Annotated in this window: 16 protein-coding genes; 10 read left to right on the top strand and 6 right to left on the bottom strand. The window is 70.6% G+C overall.

Features of this window, described 5'->3' with window-relative positions; all coding sequences use genetic code 11:
* Positions 1 to 1165 precede the first annotated feature (1165 nt).
* Together BJY14_RS39680 and BJY14_RS39675 are read left to right on the top strand one after the other, a co-directional pair.
* Positions 1166 to 1609 carry a hypothetical protein gene (locus BJY14_RS39680; RefSeq protein WP_218905802.1) on the top strand — a complete coding sequence of 148 codons (444 nt, stop codon included), beginning with the start codon at positions 1166 to 1168 and terminating at the stop codon, positions 1607 to 1609.
* Between the two features lie 839 nt (positions 1610 to 2448).
* Positions 2449 to 3168 (top strand): YhjD/YihY/BrkB family envelope integrity protein, encoded by a 720-nt coding sequence (locus tag BJY14_RS39675; protein WP_218905801.1) that lies wholly within the window; start codon positions 2449 to 2451, stop codon positions 3166 to 3168.
* A gap of 276 nt (positions 3169 to 3444) precedes the next feature.
* Here BJY14_RS39675 and BJY14_RS39665 read toward each other — a convergent pair whose 3' ends face one another.
* Both BJY14_RS39665 and BJY14_RS39660 read right to left on the bottom strand, forming a co-directional pair.
* The gene (locus BJY14_RS39665; protein ID WP_179848288.1) at positions 3445 to 4218 is read right to left on the bottom strand and encodes a transposase family protein; all 774 of its coding nucleotides are present in this window, start codon (positions 4216 to 4218) and stop codon (positions 3445 to 3447) included.
* A 162-nt stretch (positions 4219 to 4380) separates the two neighbouring features.
* Positions 4381 to 4815 carry a hypothetical protein gene (locus BJY14_RS39660; protein WP_179848287.1) on the bottom strand — a complete coding sequence of 145 codons (435 nt, stop codon included), beginning with the start codon at positions 4813 to 4815 and terminating at the stop codon, positions 4381 to 4383.
* A gap of 594 nt (positions 4816 to 5409) precedes the next feature.
* On the opposite strand from BJY14_RS39660, the gene BJY14_RS39655 reads away from it, so the two are divergent.
* From BJY14_RS39655 to BJY14_RS39645, 3 genes are all read left to right on the top strand, one after another.
* Positions 5410 to 5742, top strand: a complete 333-nt coding sequence (locus tag BJY14_RS39655) for a hypothetical protein (protein WP_179848286.1) — start codon at positions 5410 to 5412, stop codon at positions 5740 to 5742.
* A 67-nt stretch (positions 5743 to 5809) separates the two neighbouring features.
* Positions 5810 to 6388, top strand: coding sequence for a DUF5994 family protein (locus BJY14_RS39650; RefSeq protein WP_179848285.1), 579 nt, complete (start codon positions 5810 to 5812; stop codon positions 6386 to 6388).
* A gap of 78 nt (positions 6389 to 6466) precedes the next feature.
* On the top strand, positions 6467 to 6862 hold the full coding sequence (locus tag BJY14_RS39645) for an STAS domain-containing protein (RefSeq protein WP_179848284.1): 396 nt from the start codon (positions 6467 to 6469) through the stop codon (positions 6860 to 6862).
* 607 nt (positions 6863 to 7469) lie between these two features.
* On the opposite strand, the gene BJY14_RS39640 is transcribed toward BJY14_RS39645, so the two are convergent.
* From BJY14_RS39640 to BJY14_RS39625, 4 genes are all read right to left on the bottom strand, one after another.
* Entirely contained in the window at positions 7470 to 7751 is a 282-nt protein-coding gene (locus BJY14_RS39640; RefSeq protein ID WP_179848283.1) for a hypothetical protein, read from the bottom strand.
* Between the two features lie 294 nt (positions 7752 to 8045).
* Positions 8046 to 9512: a High-affinity nickel-transporter gene (locus tag BJY14_RS39635; RefSeq protein WP_218905800.1), complete on the bottom strand. Its 1467-nt coding sequence runs from the start codon at positions 9510 to 9512 to the stop codon at positions 8046 to 8048.
* Positions 9513 to 9649: 137 nt separating this feature from the next.
* The gene (locus tag BJY14_RS39630) at positions 9650 to 10951 is read right to left on the bottom strand and encodes a tetratricopeptide repeat protein (RefSeq protein ID WP_179842310.1); all 1302 of its coding nucleotides are present in this window, start codon (positions 10949 to 10951) and stop codon (positions 9650 to 9652) included.
* Positions 10952 to 11006: 55 nt separating this feature from the next.
* The gene (locus tag BJY14_RS39625; RefSeq protein ID WP_179848282.1) at positions 11007 to 12431 is read right to left on the bottom strand and encodes a DUF4331 domain-containing protein; all 1425 of its coding nucleotides are present in this window, start codon (positions 12429 to 12431) and stop codon (positions 11007 to 11009) included.
* Between the two features lie 263 nt (positions 12432 to 12694).
* On the opposite strand from BJY14_RS39625, the gene BJY14_RS39620 reads away from it, so the two are divergent.
* From BJY14_RS39620 to BJY14_RS39600, 5 genes are read left to right on the top strand one after another with little or no spacing between them, the layout of a single operon-like run.
* Positions 12695 to 13957: an NAD(P)/FAD-dependent oxidoreductase gene (locus BJY14_RS39620; protein ID WP_218905799.1), complete on the top strand. Its 1263-nt coding sequence runs from the start codon at positions 12695 to 12697 to the stop codon at positions 13955 to 13957.
* A 14-nt stretch (positions 13958 to 13971) separates the two neighbouring features.
* Positions 13972 to 14721: a DUF1365 domain-containing protein gene (locus BJY14_RS39615; RefSeq protein WP_312879656.1), complete on the top strand. Its 750-nt coding sequence runs from the start codon at positions 13972 to 13974 to the stop codon at positions 14719 to 14721.
* A complete protein-coding gene (locus BJY14_RS39610; RefSeq protein WP_179848280.1) occupies positions 14718 to 15974 on the top strand; it encodes an SAM-dependent methyltransferase in 1257 nt (418 codons plus the stop codon). Before BJY14_RS39615 ends, BJY14_RS39610 begins: the two co-directional genes overlap by 4 nt.
* Entirely contained in the window at positions 15971 to 17290 is a 1320-nt protein-coding gene (locus BJY14_RS39605; protein WP_179848279.1) for a class I SAM-dependent methyltransferase, read from the top strand. Before BJY14_RS39610 ends, BJY14_RS39605 begins: the two co-directional genes overlap by 4 nt.
* Positions 17287 to 18078, top strand: coding sequence for a DUF1295 domain-containing protein (locus BJY14_RS39600; protein ID WP_179848278.1), 792 nt, complete (start codon positions 17287 to 17289; stop codon positions 18076 to 18078). Before BJY14_RS39605 ends, BJY14_RS39600 begins: the two co-directional genes overlap by 4 nt.
* Positions 18079 to 18878: the final 800 nt, after the last annotated feature.

The following is an 18878-nucleotide window of genomic DNA, read 5'->3' as shown; positions in this document are numbered from 1 at the left end:
CCTAATTTGGCCGGGCGCGCAATACCGTCGACCACATGACGACTTGCCTGCTTCGAGGACACGTGGCTCATCATGACGGTTGCCACCGACAGTCTGCGGCAGCAAGAGGGGAAGGACTTCGGCTTCGGCTGCGCTATGGCTCGACGGGCGGCGTCCCGAGAGCTTGCGGGCCCGCTCCGTACGCTCAGCACTGCGCTGGAAGTACAGCCAAGAAGTACAGCAACGTCCAGGGCGCGGGACGGCCTCTCACGGACTCCCACGGACGCCTGACGCTGGGCGATATACGGTCTGATCTTGGTCGCCGGTAGCTGGGGGTCAAGGGGTCGTGGGTTCAAATCCCGCCGTCCCGACAAGAAGTACCAGCTCAGAGGCCGTTTCTCCATCACGGAGAACCGGCCTCTTGATCGTTTGTTAGCCGTTCGTTAGCGAACCCGGCCGTCTCCCCCGGCACCCGGACGGTTCACACAGGACCAGAAAACCCGAGAACCGCTGGCGCGCCCTCTCCCCGTATTCAACCGAGCCACGCCCAGCTATCAGGCCTCCACCCTCCGCAGCCGCCGGTACCAGGAGCGTCGCCCAACTCCAGCGACCGCAGGCAGTGGGAGCGGCTGGAGCCGTTGCTGTCGGTGGGCAAGAAGCCGGGTCGGCCGCGGATCTGGACCCGGCGGCAGCTGATCGACGGGATACGGTGGCGCGGTGGCCGTCCGCCCGAGTTCGACAAGGACGACTACAAGCAGCGGCACGCGGTCGAGTGCGGGATCGGACCTGCTCTCGCTTGAACGACTTGTAAAAGCCACCCTGTCCACCGCGTGGGACATCTCCGCCGACCTGAACTACCTGCACCAGGAAGGCCACCTCAAAAAGCCAGCAACGTGCGTTCCCCTCATGTCGCCGGGGCCGCAGGCACGAACGTGCCCTCAAGCACGCCACCCTGATCCGCGAGGACCCCCATGCCCCCGGCGAGTGGGGAAAACGCGGGGCCCGCGACATCGACGTCCTCGCCTACGGCTGCGCCCAGACCCGATTCCTCGACAGCGCCGGCACCTACCCTCCCGGGCAGGAGAACTGCCTGACCCTACAGCGCGGCACCACCTTCGCCGCCTGCCCGTGGATCCCGCAATGCGGGAAGTTCGCTCCCGTCTACGCCTCCTGCGACGCCGCGGTGGTGGTTACCAACCTCCACAACTTCATCGACGGCACGCTCAAAATCGGGCTGAACCTCGACGGGCGGCCGACCACCGGCCTGACGATCCGCGAGTTCGTGGTGCGGACCTCGCATGCGGTCGTGATCGATGAGATCGACCAGTTCCAGTCCAACGTGGTCGACAAGTGCGCCACCCAGATCGTCCTCCATACGCGCCGCCCTTGGGAGTCTGCGCCCCAGCAGTTCGACACCGACGCCAAGCACCTGCCGCTCCGCGTCGAATCCAGCCTCGTCACCTCCGTCAGCCACGTGCGGCTGATGGCCGAATCCCTGCTGCTGGCCATCTGCCACGGCGCCCTGCATCTGACCGTCAGCGACGACGACGTAACGAGACGGCGCAGCGGCGGCGGGCAGAACACAGGGTGGCGCCTAGCCAACGCACGCGACCGTGAACTGGACTTTTAATCCGTAGGTTGTGGGTTCGAGTCCCACGCGACCCACCACCCCCGACCAGGGGAAACGCGAGAATGCCCAGTTCATCCCTCGCCCGACATGCGCCGGTTTGTCCCGGTGGCTGCTCGATGGCGGCTCGGCGGCTCGATCCGGGCCATGCGTCCACCTTGGTCGAGCCTCGAACCCGGGCGCTCTTCGCTCACCCAAGCCGGTCATACCACCCACTGAACCGACTGCAGGACCACCAGAGCAGTCAGCAACACCCTCCCGCAGAGTGAATCCGGAGGCTCGCATCCCGCTGGCGGCATCATCGATGCGCTTCCCATCTGGTGGCCGTGGGGGGCGGCGCAGTCAACAGCAAAGGCGGACGAAGGCCTGCCTCTGCCCCTCAATACTCATACGCGCGTGGCCCTTGCACGTACTTCTCGACGACAACCTGCGCGAGTTCGCGGCCCGCTACCTTCTAGCTGGCGGTGTCGCCGAGGACACCGACGAGTTGGAGGCGGCGATCACGGCGTTCGCGGCGCTCTGGCTCTCGATACGCGGTATGGACCTGCTGTCCCACGGCAACGGGGCGATCTGTCGTTGGGGGTCGGTGATCCGCGCGCAGACGCTCGTGCGCGCCTTCAGCAAACGCCACGGCGTCCCTATTGCGAGACGGGTCTCCTCCAGTCCTACGCGCAGGCGCTGCGCCATCTCCATGCGGTCGGCGGGCCGTTGCGTCCCGAGCTGGAGTAACCAACGCGCAGCTCATGCTGGTGTCCCTCATGAGCCCGCCGCCAGGGTGCGCAGTCTGGTGTTGCCGGCGGTCGGCGGCGGGGCGGTCCTGGCGACCCACGCTGTTGTCGGCGGTGACCGCGTCCGGTGGCGTCTTCGGTGCCGGTGTTCGGGCGGCCGCCATCGCGGCGGCGGTCGCGGTCAACGTCGTGCTGTTCACGGTGGCGTTCCGGGTACTGACCGTCCGGCCGCTCACTGTCGCGCAGGTCCGGGTGGGGGCGATCGTTTCGGCGCTGGTCTGGCAGGCCCTGCAATGGGCCGGTGCGTTCCTGCTCGCCCACATGCTCGAGGGCGCGACCGCCACCTACGGCATGTTCGGTATCGTGCTCGGCCTGCTGACGTGGATCTATCTGGGCGCGCTCCCCTTCGTTGTCGGGGCGGAGATCAACGTGGTGCGCGAGCGGCGGCTGTGGCCCCGGAGCCTGCTGACGCCCTTCACCGGCAAATGTCGAGCTGACCGCCGGAGACCGGCGCGCCTACGCCTCCTATGCCGAGACCGAACGCCACAAGGGGTTCGAGAACGTCCACGTCGGCTTCGACCCGCCCGCGGACGACGCGGACTGACGTCGGGGCCGCTTCCGTGCGGGCGGTCAGCGAAGCGGCCGTTCGCGCCTGGTCGAGCGCACGCCGAGGAACACCAGATCGGCGACGAGGACGAAGACCATCATGTGCCTTCACTCCTTCGTTCGGGGGCCGAGCGCTCAGCGGCGGGCGAGCTGACGCTCGCCGCCGGCGCCGGATTCGTAGTGCAGTCCGTAGTGCCGGAAGACGGCCTCCTCGTCCTGTGCGGATAGCACGTCGTCGGTGCCGATCGCGGGACTGTGCTTGACCCGCGACCTGTCGTGGGCGACCCGCACGTAGCCGGGCCCGGCGGTCGCGCCTTCCAGGGGGACGAAGGCCAGGCGGTGCCGGGTGGGCAGACCGATCCGTACGGTGGCCATGGCGGGCTCGTCGGTGCTGTGGTGTCGACGTAGACCGACTCCAGTGTGCCGATCTTGTGGCCGCCGGAGTCGAGGACGGCGCGGGTGCGCCATTCCCTGATGTCGGCCATCTGGATCATTGAGCCTTTTTCATCCTCGGGTGGTCTCGTAGTTGTGCAGGACGGCGATGGCCTTGACCAGGTGGCCGGCCTTGCTGGGGCTGCAGCGCAACTTGCGGAGGATTCGCCATGATTTGAGCTGGGCGTTCGCACGTTCGCCGGGCCCGCGGAGCTTGGCGTGCGCCCGGTTGGCCTGCTTCTGCGACTCGGGCTTGTTCTTGCCCTTGTAGGGCGTGATGACGACCGAGGCTTCGGCTCCTTGGTAGGCCTTGTCGGCCAGGGTGAGGATGCCTGCCTTCTGCAGCGCGCGCAGGATTCCCCAGACGCGGGCGGCGGTCAGGTCGTGGATCTTGCCGGGCATCGCGCCCGAGGTCCACAGGATCGTCCCGTCCGGGCTCGCGATCACCTGCACGTTCATCCCGTGCACCCGATGCTTGCCAGAGAAGTAGGGGCGGTCGGCCTTGACCCGGTCGGTGTGGACGAGTGTTCCGTCTAGGACCAGGTGCGTCACCTCGTCGGATCTGGCCTTGCGCAACGCGGCCGCGAGCTTGGGGGAACGCGCCGACAGCAGCGCGATGATCTCCTCGACGTAGCGCCAGGCGGTGGCCACCGATACCCCGAAGCCCGCCGCGGCCTCGGCGAACGTCTCACCCTTGCGCAGGTGCACCAGCGCCAGGAGGGCCTGCTGGCCGGGGTTCGGCAGCCGCCACCGCGACCTGATCGCCCGGCGGTGGCGACGGACGACCCCCGCCACATAGTTCAGCGTCGGACGCGACAAATCCACGGCGGCACGATAGAACAGCATGCAGAAGCTCCTGGTGAGACGATGTGGTTGTGGTGATCAACCCGTCTACCAGGGGCTTCTCTGCGTCCGAGGGGACTCCATCAACTCGCGATCATGCTGTGATCAATCGACCCCGCCCGAGGATGAAAAAGGGTCATTGGGACTCCTTCATTTCCGGTTGAATCAGTTTCCCCAGTCTTCGTCGTCCAATTCGTCCCAGGTCGGCTGATCCGTGGGCCGTGTGCCCGGACGGTGGGGGGATCTGCCGGAAGCGCCGGCGCGGGGCGGCGGTGCCGGGGACGGTGCGGCGGCCGGTTCGTCCAGGCGGGGTTTGAGTTGCCGGTAGCGCTCCTCTGTCTCCTCGACGCCGAGGCCGAGGACGGCGGCGATCTGTTCGAAGCTCAGGCCCGCGGCTTGGGCGGTGCTGAGCAGGCGCGCCTCGGTCTGGTCCAGATCCAGGCGAACCGCGCCCAGCACCAGCAGTACCGCAGCGACCTCGACCGGCTCGGGACTGTCGCCGTTTCCGTGCTGGGCCCGGTCGCCGGCGTCGAGGACCGCGCCGATGGCGTCGCGGTCGGGCATCGGCCGTTCCCTGGACTGCCAGAGAAACTCGTCCACGCCGGTGGCGTGGCGGGGGTCAGGAAGGCGCGTGCCTGCTGGACGGAACGCGGTGCAGGCGCCGGCAGGCCGACGGACACGACCGCCGGCGAGGCGGCGTCCGCGTTCGAGGGCCGCTGTTCGTGGTCGGCCCAGTCCGGCGCGCCGGGAGGGGGGCTGCATTTCGAGGTTCGGATCGGGGAGACCCGGTCTCGGACGGTCATGGGGCTCACTTCCTGTTCAGCAACCCGACCAAAGGTCTCGCCTCACCACGGGTCGGCCATGGTCCAGGACCGGCCGGCTCGGGGAGGAGCGGACGGTCCTGGACCAGCCGGGCGCAGCCCCCAGCGGTGACCGGCTGTTTCTCATTCAAGTCGGACGGCCTGAAGGCGGGAAACAGGCAAAGCGCGCACACGCCATCACTCGCACCGATGACCGCCCGCCCGGAGCTCGAATGAATCCTGATCCCGTGTCCCTGCACACCTTCAAAAGAAATCTCTTTAGAGAATTGCAAATATTCATGAATCGTCGGGTAGGATCAAATTATCCGGCAACGATGACGTCCTCATTCTGAGGTTGTTCCGTCACACCGGCTCGCCCCCGAGAGGGGGAGTCATGCCGAATTCGTACGAGCCTCGCACCAGCGGCCGTCCCGGCGCGGGCTTCCGGCCCGGCCCCAGCTCGCCCGGACAGCGCAAGACCCGGTCGGCCCCGCAGACGGTGACGGTGACCCGCACCAGCGTGGCGTGGCCCGGGATGTTGGCCGTCGCGGTCATCTCGGCCGTCTTCATGGTGGTCGTGGTAAGCAACACCGGCGACGCGCGAACCTCCTTCGCCGGCATCAGCGGTGTCCTGCCGCTGGCGGTCGTGCTCCTGGCCGCGATGGCCGCCGGACTCGCGGTCCCCCTGATTCTGGGCACCGCCCGCCTCGCCCAACGCGGCCGCTGACGCGCAAGCGCCTCCGATGAGGAACCGGCTCGCCGCATCGATCGAAATCCAAAAGAAGGTGCCGGCCATGTGGACCACCACCGAACGCCGCACAACGATCAGCCTGTCACCACCCTCGACCCCACGGCTGCGGCTGCGTCCCGCGGCTCCTCCCGGCTCGGTGCGGACCGCGCTGGACGGCGCCTGGTGGCCCCGCTCGGCCGACCCGGTCGCGGAGCTGCCGGGGCTGGTCCTGGCGCTGCAGGACCACGGCCCCATCGACGACCACCGTCCCATCACCCACGTCCTGCTGCGGATGGACGACTGGGACAGCCGACCGCGCCGGCTGCGGATCGACGGCCCGGCCGACAGCAGAATGGTGCGGCTGAGCTGGTTCGACTCGCTTCCCGCCGGGCTCCTCACCGCGATCCATGCCGACGGGCGGCGCGTCGACCTGCTCACCGTCCCGGTCTCCACGACCCGCACCGAAGCCGAGGCGGTGATGGAACTGGCGTCCCACCCCGCCAACCATCTGCACACCCCCGGCCTGCTGGCCGCCCTCACCGCGGCACCCGGCCGACCGGACCGGGCCGGCACCCAGAACGCCTCGGAGGACGCTTGGGAATCCGAGGGCGGGCGCCTTCGAGGAGACCCGGCGACACGCTGATCCGACCCGTTGCCCGGCCGGCCCGTCGGGCGGCCGCCCGGGCACGGAACCTCCGCCCCTCTCCGAACGGAGATCACCATGACCACCTTCACCACCACCCCGCCCGCCGCCGCAGATCTCGTACGAGGCCCCCACGAGGTGCGGATGCCCGCTCACCGGCGCCCCGGTCACACCATCGTCGCGTTGTCGGGCGCCCTGGACGGTGCCGCCGCAGCAGCGCTGCGCGAACACCTGATCGACGCGTTGCGGCCCAGCGGCCGCTTGCTGATACTCGACCTGAGCACGGTGACGTCCGCCGACGCGGCCGGACTGGCCGTGCTGATCGGCATCCGCCGCCGCGCCGCCGGACTCGGCATCACCCTGCGCCTGGCCGCCCCCGGCCCGCAGGTCGCCGCGCTGCTCCGCGCCACCGGGCTCGACCGCGCGCTCATCGTCCTGCCCGCTCGGGCAGTCCGCGCCGGGCTCGCCGCATGACCGCGTGGGCGCCGGGCACAGAGATGTTGGCTCGTTGTCCGCTCGGCGGTTCCGAAACGGGCTGGACCGCCCCCTGCGGCGCCCGGACCGGCTGCTCAGCGGACTCGTCCCCAACGATGCTGTCGGTCACCTGGCGTCTCCTTGATCATCGGATCCGCCGTTGACTCGACACTCCCCGAATCGGGATGCCATCTCCGCCTGGTCGCTCAACACACCTGATGGCCATGGGAAATGTGAACGCGATCTGGCCGGCTGAACGTCCATCACTCCCGTTGCTGGTACTAACCGGGGGAATCTCTTCGTGAGCGTTGTTGATGGCGCCCCCGGCGTGCGGTGTCCTGTTCGCCTCCACCACATTCTCCGGGAAGTGTGGTGCTGGTTGCCGGGCGGTGGAGGGCGACGAACCAGCGGTCCGCCTCCTCCCTTCGCTCGGTGACGGCCGCATCGCATGAGGCGGCCAGCGCGTCGGCGCCATCGGTGGAAACATGAGCCCAGGGAAACCAATCGCCGATCGCCCGGGCTGAACGCAGCCGCATCGGCTCGGTTCGTGAGCTCGTGCCGGGCGGGTCGACTTCGATCAACACTTGGCCGCCTGGCCCCAGCAGTCTCAGGACGCGGCGCAGCAGTGCTGCGGGGTCGCCGCCGATGCCGATGTTTCCGGCGGCAAGCAGGATCGTCCGCCATCGCCCGGCGCCTGGCACGCGGCCGAACACGTCTCGACACAGGGTCGGGGCGCCGGCCGCGATGGCCAGTTCGACCGCGCGCGGTGCCGCGTCGATGCCGAGTACTGGAAGTCCGCGGTGGGCCAGCGCCGCCGTCGGCCGTCGAGGTGTTCGATCTCCACCCGTGCGCTGCCATACAGCGCCTCCTCGAACAGTTCGCCGATCATGCCGGGACGGTCCCCTCGGCGGCTCGGGTGCCAAGAGCGCGGACCCCCGCGGCGGACCGGCCACCGAGAGTCTGCTTGGCGCCGGTTACGGCGAAGGTCTCGGTATCGGTCTGTGGCTCGGTGTCGGGTGCGTTGTCGACACCTGTCAGCTCCTCCGCCGTTGCGGGGCATTCGCGACAGTGCCCACACGGCGGGGCTTCGGCCTGGCTGAGGCACGGGACGATCACATCGATCACCACTCGTCATCACCCTCCGCATCGACTCGGACCCTGATGGTGGTCATGGGGTGTCGGCCTACACCGAGCCGTTGAAGCTGCGCAGCATCAGGCCGAGGCCGACCACGATGACCAGCGCGGCGGTTGCGAAGGGAACGAGGCGGCTCAAGCACTTCGCTTTGCGGGTGAGGGAGGTCCGGCCCAGCATGCTTTGCAGGCGGATGAGGGTGAGGCCCGCTGCGGTGAGGGTGGCGGCCATGCCGATTCCGTAGGCGAGGACGAGACCGGCTCCGAAGAACGTCCGGCCAAGGGCGATCGTGCCTAGCAGTACCACCAGCGCGGACGGGCTGGGTACCAGGCCGCCGGAGAGTCCTAACCCGATCAGTCCGGCTTTGCCGAAGCGCCCGTGGCCGTGGCCGTGCCCGTGCCCGTGCCCGTGGCCGTGGCCGTGGCCGTGGCCGTGCCTGTGGCCGTGCCCGTGGGCGTGGGCGTGGGGGTGGCGGTTGTGGTGTGTGCGCCAGGCTGAGCGGAGGAGTCCGATGCCGATGGCGGCGACCAGGAGGCCGCTGGCGACGCCGAGGTAGGCGAGCATGGTTTCTCCGGCCAGGGCTGCCGAGGTCGAGAGCAGCAGGCCCAGGATCAGGACGCCGCCGGTGTGGGTGAGGGTGACGGTGGCGCCGAGGATGATGGCGTCGCGGGCCCTGCCCCGGCGTCCGGCGATGTAGGCGGCCATGACCGTCTTGCCGTGGCCGGGGAGCGCGGCGTGTCCGGCGCCGATGACGGCGGCGAGAGCAACGGCGAGCAGGGCGACGCTCAGGGACAGGTGCCGGGCTCCCACCAGGGAGTTGAAGTAGGTGGTGAGGTGTCCGAGGGTTCGGGTGAAGGGCCCGGCTGTGGGCAGCCCGGGTAGTCGTGCGAAGGACGAGCCGGTGCCGGGTCGGACGTCGAGGGTTGCCGATCGGACATCCAGTGGCGAGGTGAGCAGGTCGCTGGGGTAGTGGCGCAGTTGGTCGCTGATGCTGCTCGCGGGGACGGGCGAGCGGTCGATCCGCACCCCCTTGCCGGTGGCGGTGATCTCGTGCCAGCCGATCCGGTCGTTGCGGAAGGTGTCGCTGAAGTGGATCCGTGTGGCCGCCGTTATGGTGGCGGGCGCCGAGAGCGTGCAGGTCAGGCGACTGGTGGGCAGTCCTGCCGAGCCGGGGACGCGGGTGTAGGAGGTGGCCGTCGGCCGCCAGGCGACCGTCCTGTTTCCTACGGTCAGCGGCTTGGCTCGGGCGGCGGCTGCGCACTGCCGCTCGGCGTAGCGGGCCGCCTCAGGTGCGCTGACCGTCCCGTCCCGGTCGGTGTCGACCGCGCCGCGCTCCTGGAGGGTGGGGATTTCCGCGGAGTCGACGATCGCGGTGTCCTCGATGCGGTCGGTCTCCAGCCGCAGCCCGTCGTAGTGGTTGACGGTGAAGTTGCCCAGCGGATGGTGGGGCAACAAGGTGCCGGCGTTGGCGGGGAGGGGAGGTCCCCAACAGATCACCGCGATCAGGGCGAAGATCAACGCCGGAGCGGCCGATAGTCCGGCGCGGCCTGGCGCGGTTCGTGCTGCGGCCCGTGCGGCCGGGCGGCACGTCCGGCCGCACGGCCGAGACGTCGGCTGGGGGTGTCCGTTCAGGGCGGTGCCTGGGTCGGCTCGGGTCATGATGCTCTGCCGATCGCGGGGAATCTCAGGTCGAGGTGCGGATTGATGCGCCGGGCCGTCGCGCGGTCCCGGCGGGCTGCGTTGTGGTCGCCGAGGGCTGCGTGGATCTCGGCCCGGTGGCTGTAGAACAGTGCGTTGCGCCAGCCAAGGCGGGTCGCCTGCTCGGCGTGTCGCAGTGCCCGCCGGTCGCGGCCGCTGAGGTGCAGCGCCCAGGCGAGGGCGTCGGCCACGACGACGCTCCGGCGGCGCGCCCACTCCGCGCGGGCGTGCCGCAGCGCCCCGGCCGCGTCGCCTGCGCTGGCGGCGTACTCGGACGCGCTCAGATCGTCCACGACGCCGTTGCCGGCCATCAGCCCGCGTTGGGCGAGCAGCAGCCGATGCTGTTCGGCGGCCTCGCCGGTGCGACCGGCCGCGCGGAGCAACTCGATGTACTCGGCGATGTACTGCGGCTGCGGGACGCGGCCCACCACGTCACGGTAGCCGTTGATCGCTCCCGCGAGGTCTCCGCGCAGGGCCTGGGTCTTGGCTATGCCCTGCGCGGCGGGGACGTAGGTGGGATCGGCGCTGCGGGCCGCCTGGTACTGGCGGACGGCCTCCTCCAGGTCGCCGGAGTGCAGGGCGAGTTCACCCAGGTAGTAGCGGCAGTACGCGACGTCCGACGGGGTGTAGGCGTCCTCGGCCGCCTGCGTCAGCACCCGGCGGGCGCCCGCGTCGTCGCCGTGCGTCTCAAGTTCGTAGGAAGCGCGGGTGAACGCCGCGACGCCGGGGCCCAGATCGTTCATGCGGGCCACGGCGGCGGTCGCGGCCGGGTAGTCGCCGAGCTGGGTGTAGGCGTCGGTGAGCACGCCGTACAGTTCGGGGCTGGCCGGGTCGATCCGCTCGGCCCGCCGGCCCCAGCGGACGGCGTCGGTGAACTCGTGGCGGGCGTTGGCCAGCGCGGCCATGGCGATCATCGCTCGGTGGTTGCCGGCCGCGTTCAGCGCCAGGGACCGGCGTAGCGCGCCTTCGGCCCTGGCGTAGTACGCCGGGTCGACGGTGATCCTGGCCTGCTGCACGTAGGCCGCGCCCAGCGCCGCCCATGTCGCGTAGTCGCCGGGTGTGCCCCGGAGCGTCCGCTGGTAGCGCGCGATGGCGCCCGCCGCCGCGTCCGCCGGCCGCGCGGATGCGGCGGGGCCGGGATCGCGGCGCGCGGGCGCTGGCCCGCGCACGACGCCCACGACCGCGATCGAGGCGACGGCCAGCGCCGTGGCCGGGAGCAGCAGGAAGGCCGCATGTCTGAGCTTTGATGTGGACAGCACGTTTCCCTCTCGGATGAGGGGTGCAGGAGGCGGCGGCCTCCTGCACCCCGTCTGCTCAGCCGGCCTGGTTGACCGCGGCGGTTTGCGGCAGCGCCACGTACGGGAACGTCCCGCCGAACGGCGTGTCGTTGCGATTGACGCGGTCGCCGTCGGCCAGGGCCGGGACGAGCCGCCCGGTCTGGGCCGCGCCCTCCAGGGCCTGGAGTTCGATGTCGACGACGTCGTCGGTCAGCCGCCGCCCGTTCGGGAAGCCCTGCAGGTCACCGGCCAGAACGCCGAGCCGGTTCGGGTCGCGGGTGACCGGGACGGCCATGTTCAGCCGCAGCATCTCGGCGGGTGTGAACCGCGCACCGCGGGCGTCCTTGTTGAGCAGTTGGGAGTTGAGGTCGGCCTGGAGCGGCCCGCCGGTCTTCTTGGCCAGGCCGGTCAGGAAGATCTCGAACAGGTCCCGGCGCGGGGTCGGCGGCGCCTTGACGCCGTAGATCTTCTCCACCAGGACGGGGACCTCAGGTTCCAGGACCCGCTTCACCAGCGGCTTGACCGTGTGGTCCTTGTCCGGGGCGAGACGGTTGAAGGCGTCCTTCAGCCCGGCTGACGAGACGACCTCGTTGACCAGCGGGTTGCCCAGTCGCGAGACCTGGTGGTAGCCGCCCGCGCGGTGGTGACCGAGCCTCGCCGGCGCGCCGCGGCGGTCGGTGGTCGACCAGATCCCGACGACCGGGTTGCGGCCCGGGTCACCCTTGAGCGCGAGGTCCTTCTTGGGGACTTGGAGCGCGATGGTGTTGACGTTGTAGCCGCGCAGGGTGTCGTTGCCCCGTTCCTTGAGGTTCCCGCCGTAGAGCAGGTCGAAGACCCGCAGGTCGAGGAAGAAGGAGTCGTCGGCCTGCCCGGCGTAGGTACGGGCACCGCCCGCGAGCTGCCGCGTCGCCTGCCGGCGCAGCGTCCCGTAGTCGGGCATTGACGCCGCGCCCGTCCGCGAGGGCGCGGCGAGAGCGTCGCGGACCAGCGTGCGAGTGCCCTTACGAGTGATCCGCTGCAGCGTGTAGTGCTGGCGGAACAGCAGATTGGGGTCGTCGAGCGACGTCACTGGTCCGTTGTTGTACAGGAACGTCTTGTTGCCGCGCCGGTCCTCGTTCCGGAACGTCCAGCGGTAGACGATGTCGGGTTCGGCATCACCGTCATTGTCGATCTTGATGTTGTAGCGCGCCCCGGTGGCGAACGGATAGAAGTTCGGTCCGCCGTTCGGTTCCTGGAACGGAATCCAGTTGGCCACCAGCGACACCGTGTCGGGCCTGTCAGGACTGGTGAAGGCGTACAGGTCGGTGTTGTCGGCCTGTGGGTCACCCGCGATCAGCGGCGCCTCGCGGTGGCTGGACGCGCTGGATGGCGCCGGCCTCAGCGCGACGACGGCGACCAGCCCTCCAGCCGCGATCACCCCCGCCCCGGCAGCGGCGGCCACCGGCTTACTTACTTTTATCACGATAGTTGAATTCCTCTCGATACCACCCTAAAACGGACTTGGATGTCGTCGCCCGGGTGTCTTCATTCGACATTCGGAGAACACCGGCACGGGGATGGGCATGGAAAAGAAAAGGAAACGGCGACCTTCGGCAAACAACGCCGCTCACCGCACAACCCAGGAGTGTGACCCAGAACACACCATCGCCGAGCCGTCCAGCCGGCGCGCGACTCCGAACTAGGGACGAAATCGGCCCCAAAGGCCCCCGGCTCTGGAGGGAGAACATGCCTGTGGCGAACGGTCGGCGGGCGGTCGCGGTGGTCGGGGCCGGGGTCTCCGGATTGACCGCCGCGCACATCCTGCGCAGGTCCTGCGACGTCACCCTGTACGAGGCGGACAGCCGGCTGGGCGGCCACGCCCACACCCACGATGTCGCCACCGGCGAAGGGCTCCTCGCGGTTGACAGCGGCTTCATCGTGCACAACGACCGCACGTACCCGTCCCTGGTCCGGCTGTTCGGCGAACTCGGGGTGACGACCAGGGACGCCGAGATGAGCCTGTCGGTGAGCTGCGCCGGATGCGGGCTGGAGTACGCGGGGGCGCGCGGCGCGGCGGGGGTGTTCGCGCGGCCTTCCGCCGCGCTGCGCTTCCGGTACCTGCGGATGCTCGCCGAGGTGCCGCGTTTCCACCGCGCGGCCCGCGCGGTCCTCGACGACGCCGGTGACGAGCGGACGCTCACGGCCTTTCTGGACGCCGGCGAGTTCTCCCCCTACTTCCGCGCGCATTTCATGACGCCGCTCGTCGCGGCGGTCTGGTCGTCCGCGCCCGCCGTCGCGGACCGCTACCCGGCCCGCTACCTGTTCACCTTCCTGGCGCACCACGGGATGCTCTCGGTGAAGGGCTCACATCAGTGGAAGACCGTGGTCGGCGGTTCTCGGACGTATGTGGAGCAGGCCGTCAAGCCCCTCACCGCCGTGCGGACCGCCACGCCGGTACGGGCGGTGCGCCGTGTCGCGGACGGCGTCGAGGTCCGCGACGGAGCGGACGGCGCGGCGGTGTTCGACGGCGCCGTCATAGCCACGCATCCGGACCAGGCGCTGGCCATGCGGGTGGACGCGACCCGCGCCGAGCGCGACATCCTCGGCGCGTTCGACTACTCCCGCAACCCGACCGTCCTGCACACCGACGCCCGCGTCCTCCCTCGCGCCCGCCGAGCGCGCGCGGCTTGGAACTATTCGATGGACTCCTGCACCGCGCGGCCACGTCACGTCCGCGTCCACTACGACATGAACCTGCTGCAGGGGCTGCCCGGCGAACGGCCGCACATCGTCACGTTGAACGGCGACATCGCCGACGACCACGTCCTGGCCCGCATGGAGTACGCACACCCGATCTACACGCCGGAGTCGGTGGCGGCGCAGCACAGGCTTCCCGCTCTGAACGACGGTGTGCTCGCCTATGCGGGCGCTTACCACGGATGGGGGTTCCACGAGGACGGCTGTCGTTCGGGAGTCCAGGCGGCCGTGTCGCTGGGCGGTGCGTGGTGACAGCGCATCCTGCGGTGACCGTACCGGCGCTGTACGCGTGCACGCTCGCGCACACGCGCCCCGCCCCGGTGCGCCATGCCTTCCGCTACAGGACGTACCTGTGGCTGGTCGATCTGGACGCGCTCCCGTCCCCGCGCTGGCCGATGCGCGTGCTGGCGGACTTCCGCGCCCGTGACCATGCCGGTGATCCCGCCCGGTCCATCCGCGACGGCCTTGACGGCTTCCTCGCCGAACACGGCATTCGGACGGGCGGCGGCCAGACGCTGATGCTCACCCACGCGCGCGTCCTCGGACACGTGTTCAACCCACTCACCGTGTACTGGTGCTTCGCCGCCTCCGGCGACCTGCGCTGCGTCGTAGCCGAGGTCCACAACACCTACGGCGGGCGTCACCGCTATCTCCTGCACACCGGCGCGGACGGACGGGCGGAGACGGCGAAGGAGTTCTTCGTCTCGCCGTTCTACCCGGTCGACGGCGTATACCGGATGAGCCTGCCCGTCCCCGGTGAGGAACTCGCCCTCACGATCAGGCTGCACCGCGGCGACGGGCCCCCGTTCGTCGCCACGCTGCGGGGCGTGCGGCGACCCGCCACCAAGTCCGGGCTGCTCAGGATGTTCCTGCGCCATCCGTGCGCGCCGCTGGTCGGCGCGGTCCGTATCCGGGTCCAGGGCGTCGGGCTCTATCTGCGGGGGATGCGGCCCCACCCTCGTCCGGCCCGCCGCGATCCGTCCGGCGCCGTCTCCAAGGGGAGGGTCCGATCATGACCACCAGCGCACTCGCCGGCCGGGCGTCCTGGCCGGGGGTCGCCGCGGTGCCCCGGTACGGTGTGCGCGCCGCCGTGGCGCGCAGGCTGTTCGACCGCGGGGCGGCCCGGTCGGCGATCGGCGTCGAGGGCGTACGGCGGGGCCCCGCGGAGCCCGGGAGGCCGGTGATGAGGATCGTCCGGCCCGCGGCGTTCTACGCCCGCGTCGGCGACTCCGGTCTGATCGGTTTCGGCGAGTCCTACATGGCGGGCGACTGGGAGGCCGACGACCTGCCCGCACTGCTCACGGCGCTCGCCGCGCACCTGCCCGCGCTCGTGCCGCCGCCCCTGCAGCGGCTGCGGCGGCTGGCGGTGCGGGCCCGCCCGGACGAGGACGACGGCGGCGCGGAGGGCGCCCGGCGCAACGTCGCCCACCACTACGACCTGTCCAACGACCTGTTCGCGCTGTTCCTGGACGAGTCGATGACCTACTCGTCCGCGCTGTTCGAGGAGCGCCCGGACGGGACGCTCGCGGGGAGCCTCGACGCCGCGCAGCACCGCAAGATCGACCGGCTGCTCGACCTCGCCGCCGTGCGGCCCGGCTCCCGCGTCCTGGAGATCGGCACCGGCTGGGGCGAACTGGCGCTGCGCGCCGCCCGGCGCGGCGCCCGGGTGCGGTCGCTGACCCTGTCGCGAGAGCAGCGCGACCTCGCCGCCGCGCGGATCGCCGACGCCGGCCTCGCCGACCGGGCCCGCGTGGAACTGCGCGACTACCGCGACGCCCACGGCGCGTACGACGCCGTGCTCAGCGTCGAGATGATCGAGGCGGTCGGCATGCGGCACTGGCCGGAGTACTTCGCGGTGCTGCACCGGCTGCTCGCGCCCGGCGGGCGCGCCGCCGTGCAGGCCATCACGATGCCGCACGACCGGATGCTCGCCTCCCGGGGAACCCACACCTGGATCGAGAAGTACATCTTCCCCGGCGGAATGCTCCCCTCCACCCGGGCGATCGAGGAGCACGCCGAGGACGCCGGACTGCGCCCCGCCCCGCCCGGCCCGGCGGGGCGCCTCTCGTTCGGCCCCCACTACGCCGAGACGCTGCGCCGCTGGCGGGACCGGTTCCTCGCGTCCGGGCCGCAGGTCGCGGCGCTCGGCTTCGACCCGGTCTTCCGCCGCATGTGGGACTTCTACCTCGCCTACTCCCTCGCCGGGTTCGCCTCCGGCTACCTCGACGTCCAGCAGTTCCTGCTCACCCGCTCGGAGGACCACCGATGACGACACGGACCGGCCCCCGTCCCGCCATCCGCGAGGGCGGCGCGGCGGCACTGCTCCGCCCCGTCCTGGACGGCCTGTTCGGCGGGGCCCCGCCCGTCCGGCTGCGCGCGTGGGACGGCAGCGAGACCGGTCCGGCTGCCGCGCCCACCGTCGTGCTGCGCTCACCGGACGCCCTGCGCCGGCTCGTGAGCGCACCCGGCGAACTCGGCTTGGCCCGCGCCTACGTCGCCGGCGACCTGGACGTGGACGGTGACCTACTGGACGGGCTGCGGCGAGTGCGGGCCGCAGCCCGCGCCGGACGCCCGTCACCGGCGACGCTGCTCGCCGCGGCCCGTGCCCTGCTGGTGCTCGGCGCCGCCGGGCGGCCGCCGGCGCCGCCCGGCGGCGAGGCCCGGCTCCGGGGCCGCCTGCACTCCCGCGCCCGCGACGGCGCCGCCATCGCCCACCACTACGACCTGTCCAACGACTTCTACGCGCTCGTCCTGGACCCGCGGATGGTCTACTCGTGCGCCTACTGGGAGCGCCCGGACCTGGACCTGGCGCAGGCTCAGCGCGCCAAGCTCGACCTGGTGTGCCGCAAGCTCGGGCTCCGGCCCGGCATGCGGCTGCTCGACGTCGGCTGCGGCTGGGGCGCGCTCGCCGTGCACGCCGCCCGCGAGTACGGCGCGCACGTCACGGGCGTCACCCTGTCGCGCGAGCAGGCCTCGGCCGCCCGCGAGCGCGCCGCCGGGCTGCCCGTCGAGATCCGCCTCCGGCACTACCGCGACATCGGCGGCGGTCCCTATGACGCCGTCGCCTCGATCGAGATGGGCGAGCACGTCGGGCGGCGCGGCTACCCCGGGTTCGCCGCCGCGCTGCACCGGCTCGTCCGGCCGCGCGGGCGGGTGCTGGTCCAGCAGATGTCGCGCGGCGCCCGCGCCCCCGGCGGCGGCGCGTTCATCGAGCGCTACATCGCACCCGACATGCACATGCGCCCCGTCGGCGAGACCATCGCGCTGCTGGAGTCGGCCGGGCTCGAGGTCGCCGACGTGCACGGGCTGCGCGAACACTACGTCCGGACCGTCCAGGAGTGGCGACGGACCTTCGAGGACCGGCACGAGGAGATCGTCGCGGTCGCGGGCGAAGAGACGGCCCGGGTGTGGCGGCTCTACCTGGCGGGCGGCGGCCTGGCGTTCGAGCAGGGGCGGATGGGCGTCGACCAGATCCTGGCCGTCCGCCCGGATGCCGCAGGCCGCAGCGGCCTGCCGCCGGCGCGCTCCGACCTCGGCTCCACCGCGGACGGCGCCGAAGGCGCTTACGGCACGGGCCCCTCATGACGTTCTGGTGGAGCCTGGCCTGCACGGCGGCGGCCGTCGCCGCCGTGCTCGCGGTGACGTTCGCGGTGGCGTCCCGGCTCGGCCGGCACAGCGTCATCGACGTCGCCTGGGGTCTCGGCTTCTGCGCCGTGGCGGCCGTCGGCGCGGGCGTCTCGGCGGGCCACGGAGACGCCGCGCGCCGCTGGACCGTCCTGGCGATGACGCTCGCCTGGGGCCTGCGCCTGGCCGCGCACATCGCCCACCGTGCCAGGGGCGGCGGAGAGGACCCGCGCTATGAGGACCTGCTCTCGAAGGCTCCCGGCAGCAGGAACCTGTACGCCCTGCGAAAGGTGTACCTCCCCCAGGGCGTCGTCCTGTGGTTCGTGTCGCTGCCCATCCAAGTGGCCATGTTCCAGAACGGCGCGCCAGGCATCGCGCTGTACGCCGGTGTGGTCGTCTGGGCGATCGGCCTGGCCTTCGAGGCGATCGGCGACTTCCAGCTCTCCCGCTTCGCGGCCGCCCCGGCGAACAAGGGCCGCGTCATGGACCGGGGACTGTGGCGATACACCCGGCACCCCAACTACTTCGGCGACGCGCTCGTCTGGTGGGGCCTGTTCCTCACCACCTGCGACGAGTGGACCGGACCGCTCACCGTCCTGTCGCCCGTGGCGATGACCCTGCTACTTGCCAAGGGCACCGGCAAGCCGCTCCTGGAGACCCGCATGGCCCGCACCCGACCGGGCTACGCCGACTACGCGGCACGCACCAGCGGCTTCATTCCTCTTCCACCTCAACCGAAACGGCAATAAAAGGTACGGTCAACGCTTCTAGGTCTCTACACAGACAGGCCATTTAGCACGACGTTCGCCGTCGCGACGCCACGGGGAAACTGCGAAAGCTGATCCGGTTACCAATCTGAGGCACCAGGGACGAGAGCCTCCTTTGGAGGCGAAGCAACTCACTCAGCCGCTGCCTTTACATTGAGCCTTTTCATCCGGCGGGGCGGACACCGATCACAGCATGATCGCGATGGGGGCTGTTCTACCGCGCTGCCGTCGGTCTGTCGCGTCCGACGCAGAACTACCTGGCCGGAGTGATCCAGCGGCACCGCAAAGCGATCGAATCGGCCTGGCGGCCGCTCAACCCCGGGCAGCAAGCCCTGATGGTGCTGGTCCATCTACGCAAAGGCGACACGTTCTTGTGGACATCTGGCGGCGGCGGACCGGGTGGTCTTTGACTCAACCGCGAGGATCAGCCTCCTACCTGACAACCCGGCGCCGCATCACCCGGGATGGAAGCATCTGTCGGCGCGGCACAACTACTTCTGGCGCGTCCACCAGACCTCCTACGAAGGTCGCGACATGGAGGCGACCACGGCGCGCTCGACTTCTTCGGACGAACAGAGCAGCGCAGACAGGAACCAGGTCTGCAGCACCACGAACTTTTGCGGAGAGTGACCTATCGACGGTGGGATCTGGTGACCTCATTCGGGCGAGAGAGATGATCTCCCAGATCCCTCCCAGTTGAACGCACTGGCCTCCCTGCCAGGCCGTGGAGCGCCCGTGGCGCAGGGGTTGGCGCCAAAGCGGCTTTCTCCTGACTTCCAAGT

Source organism: Actinomadura luteofluorescens (genome assembly GCF_013409365.1).
GTDB lineage: Bacteria > Actinomycetota > Actinomycetes > Streptosporangiales > Streptosporangiaceae > Spirillospora > Spirillospora luteofluorescens.
This window is presented reverse-complemented; position numbering and strand designations above follow the sequence as displayed.

Coding starts and splice junctions, on each gene's coding strand:
- BJY14_RS39665 (WP_179848288.1), bottom strand. CDS start 4,218: ATGCTGTTCTATCGTGCCGCCGTGGATTTGTCGCGTCCGACGCTGAAC.
- BJY14_RS39655 (WP_179848286.1), top strand. CDS start 5,410: ATGCCGAATTCGTACGAGCCTCGCACCAGCGGCCGTCCCGGCGCGGGC.
- BJY14_RS39650 (WP_179848285.1), top strand. CDS start 5,810: ATGTGGACCACCACCGAACGCCGCACAACGATCAGCCTGTCACCACCC.
- BJY14_RS39645 (WP_179848284.1), top strand. CDS start 6,467: ATGACCACCTTCACCACCACCCCGCCCGCCGCCGCAGATCTCGTACGA.
- BJY14_RS39640 (WP_179848283.1), bottom strand. CDS start 7,751: ATGATCGGCGAACTGTTCGAGGAGGCGCTGTATGGCAGCGCACGGGTG.
- BJY14_RS39620 (WP_218905799.1), top strand. CDS start 12,695: ATGCCTGTGGCGAACGGTCGGCGGGCGGTCGCGGTGGTCGGGGCCGGG.
- BJY14_RS39610 (WP_179848280.1), top strand. CDS start 14,718: ATGACCACCAGCGCACTCGCCGGCCGGGCGTCCTGGCCGGGGGTCGCC.
- BJY14_RS39605 (WP_179848279.1), top strand. CDS start 15,971: ATGACGACACGGACCGGCCCCCGTCCCGCCATCCGCGAGGGCGGCGCG.
- BJY14_RS39600 (WP_179848278.1), top strand. CDS start 17,287: ATGACGTTCTGGTGGAGCCTGGCCTGCACGGCGGCGGCCGTCGCCGCC.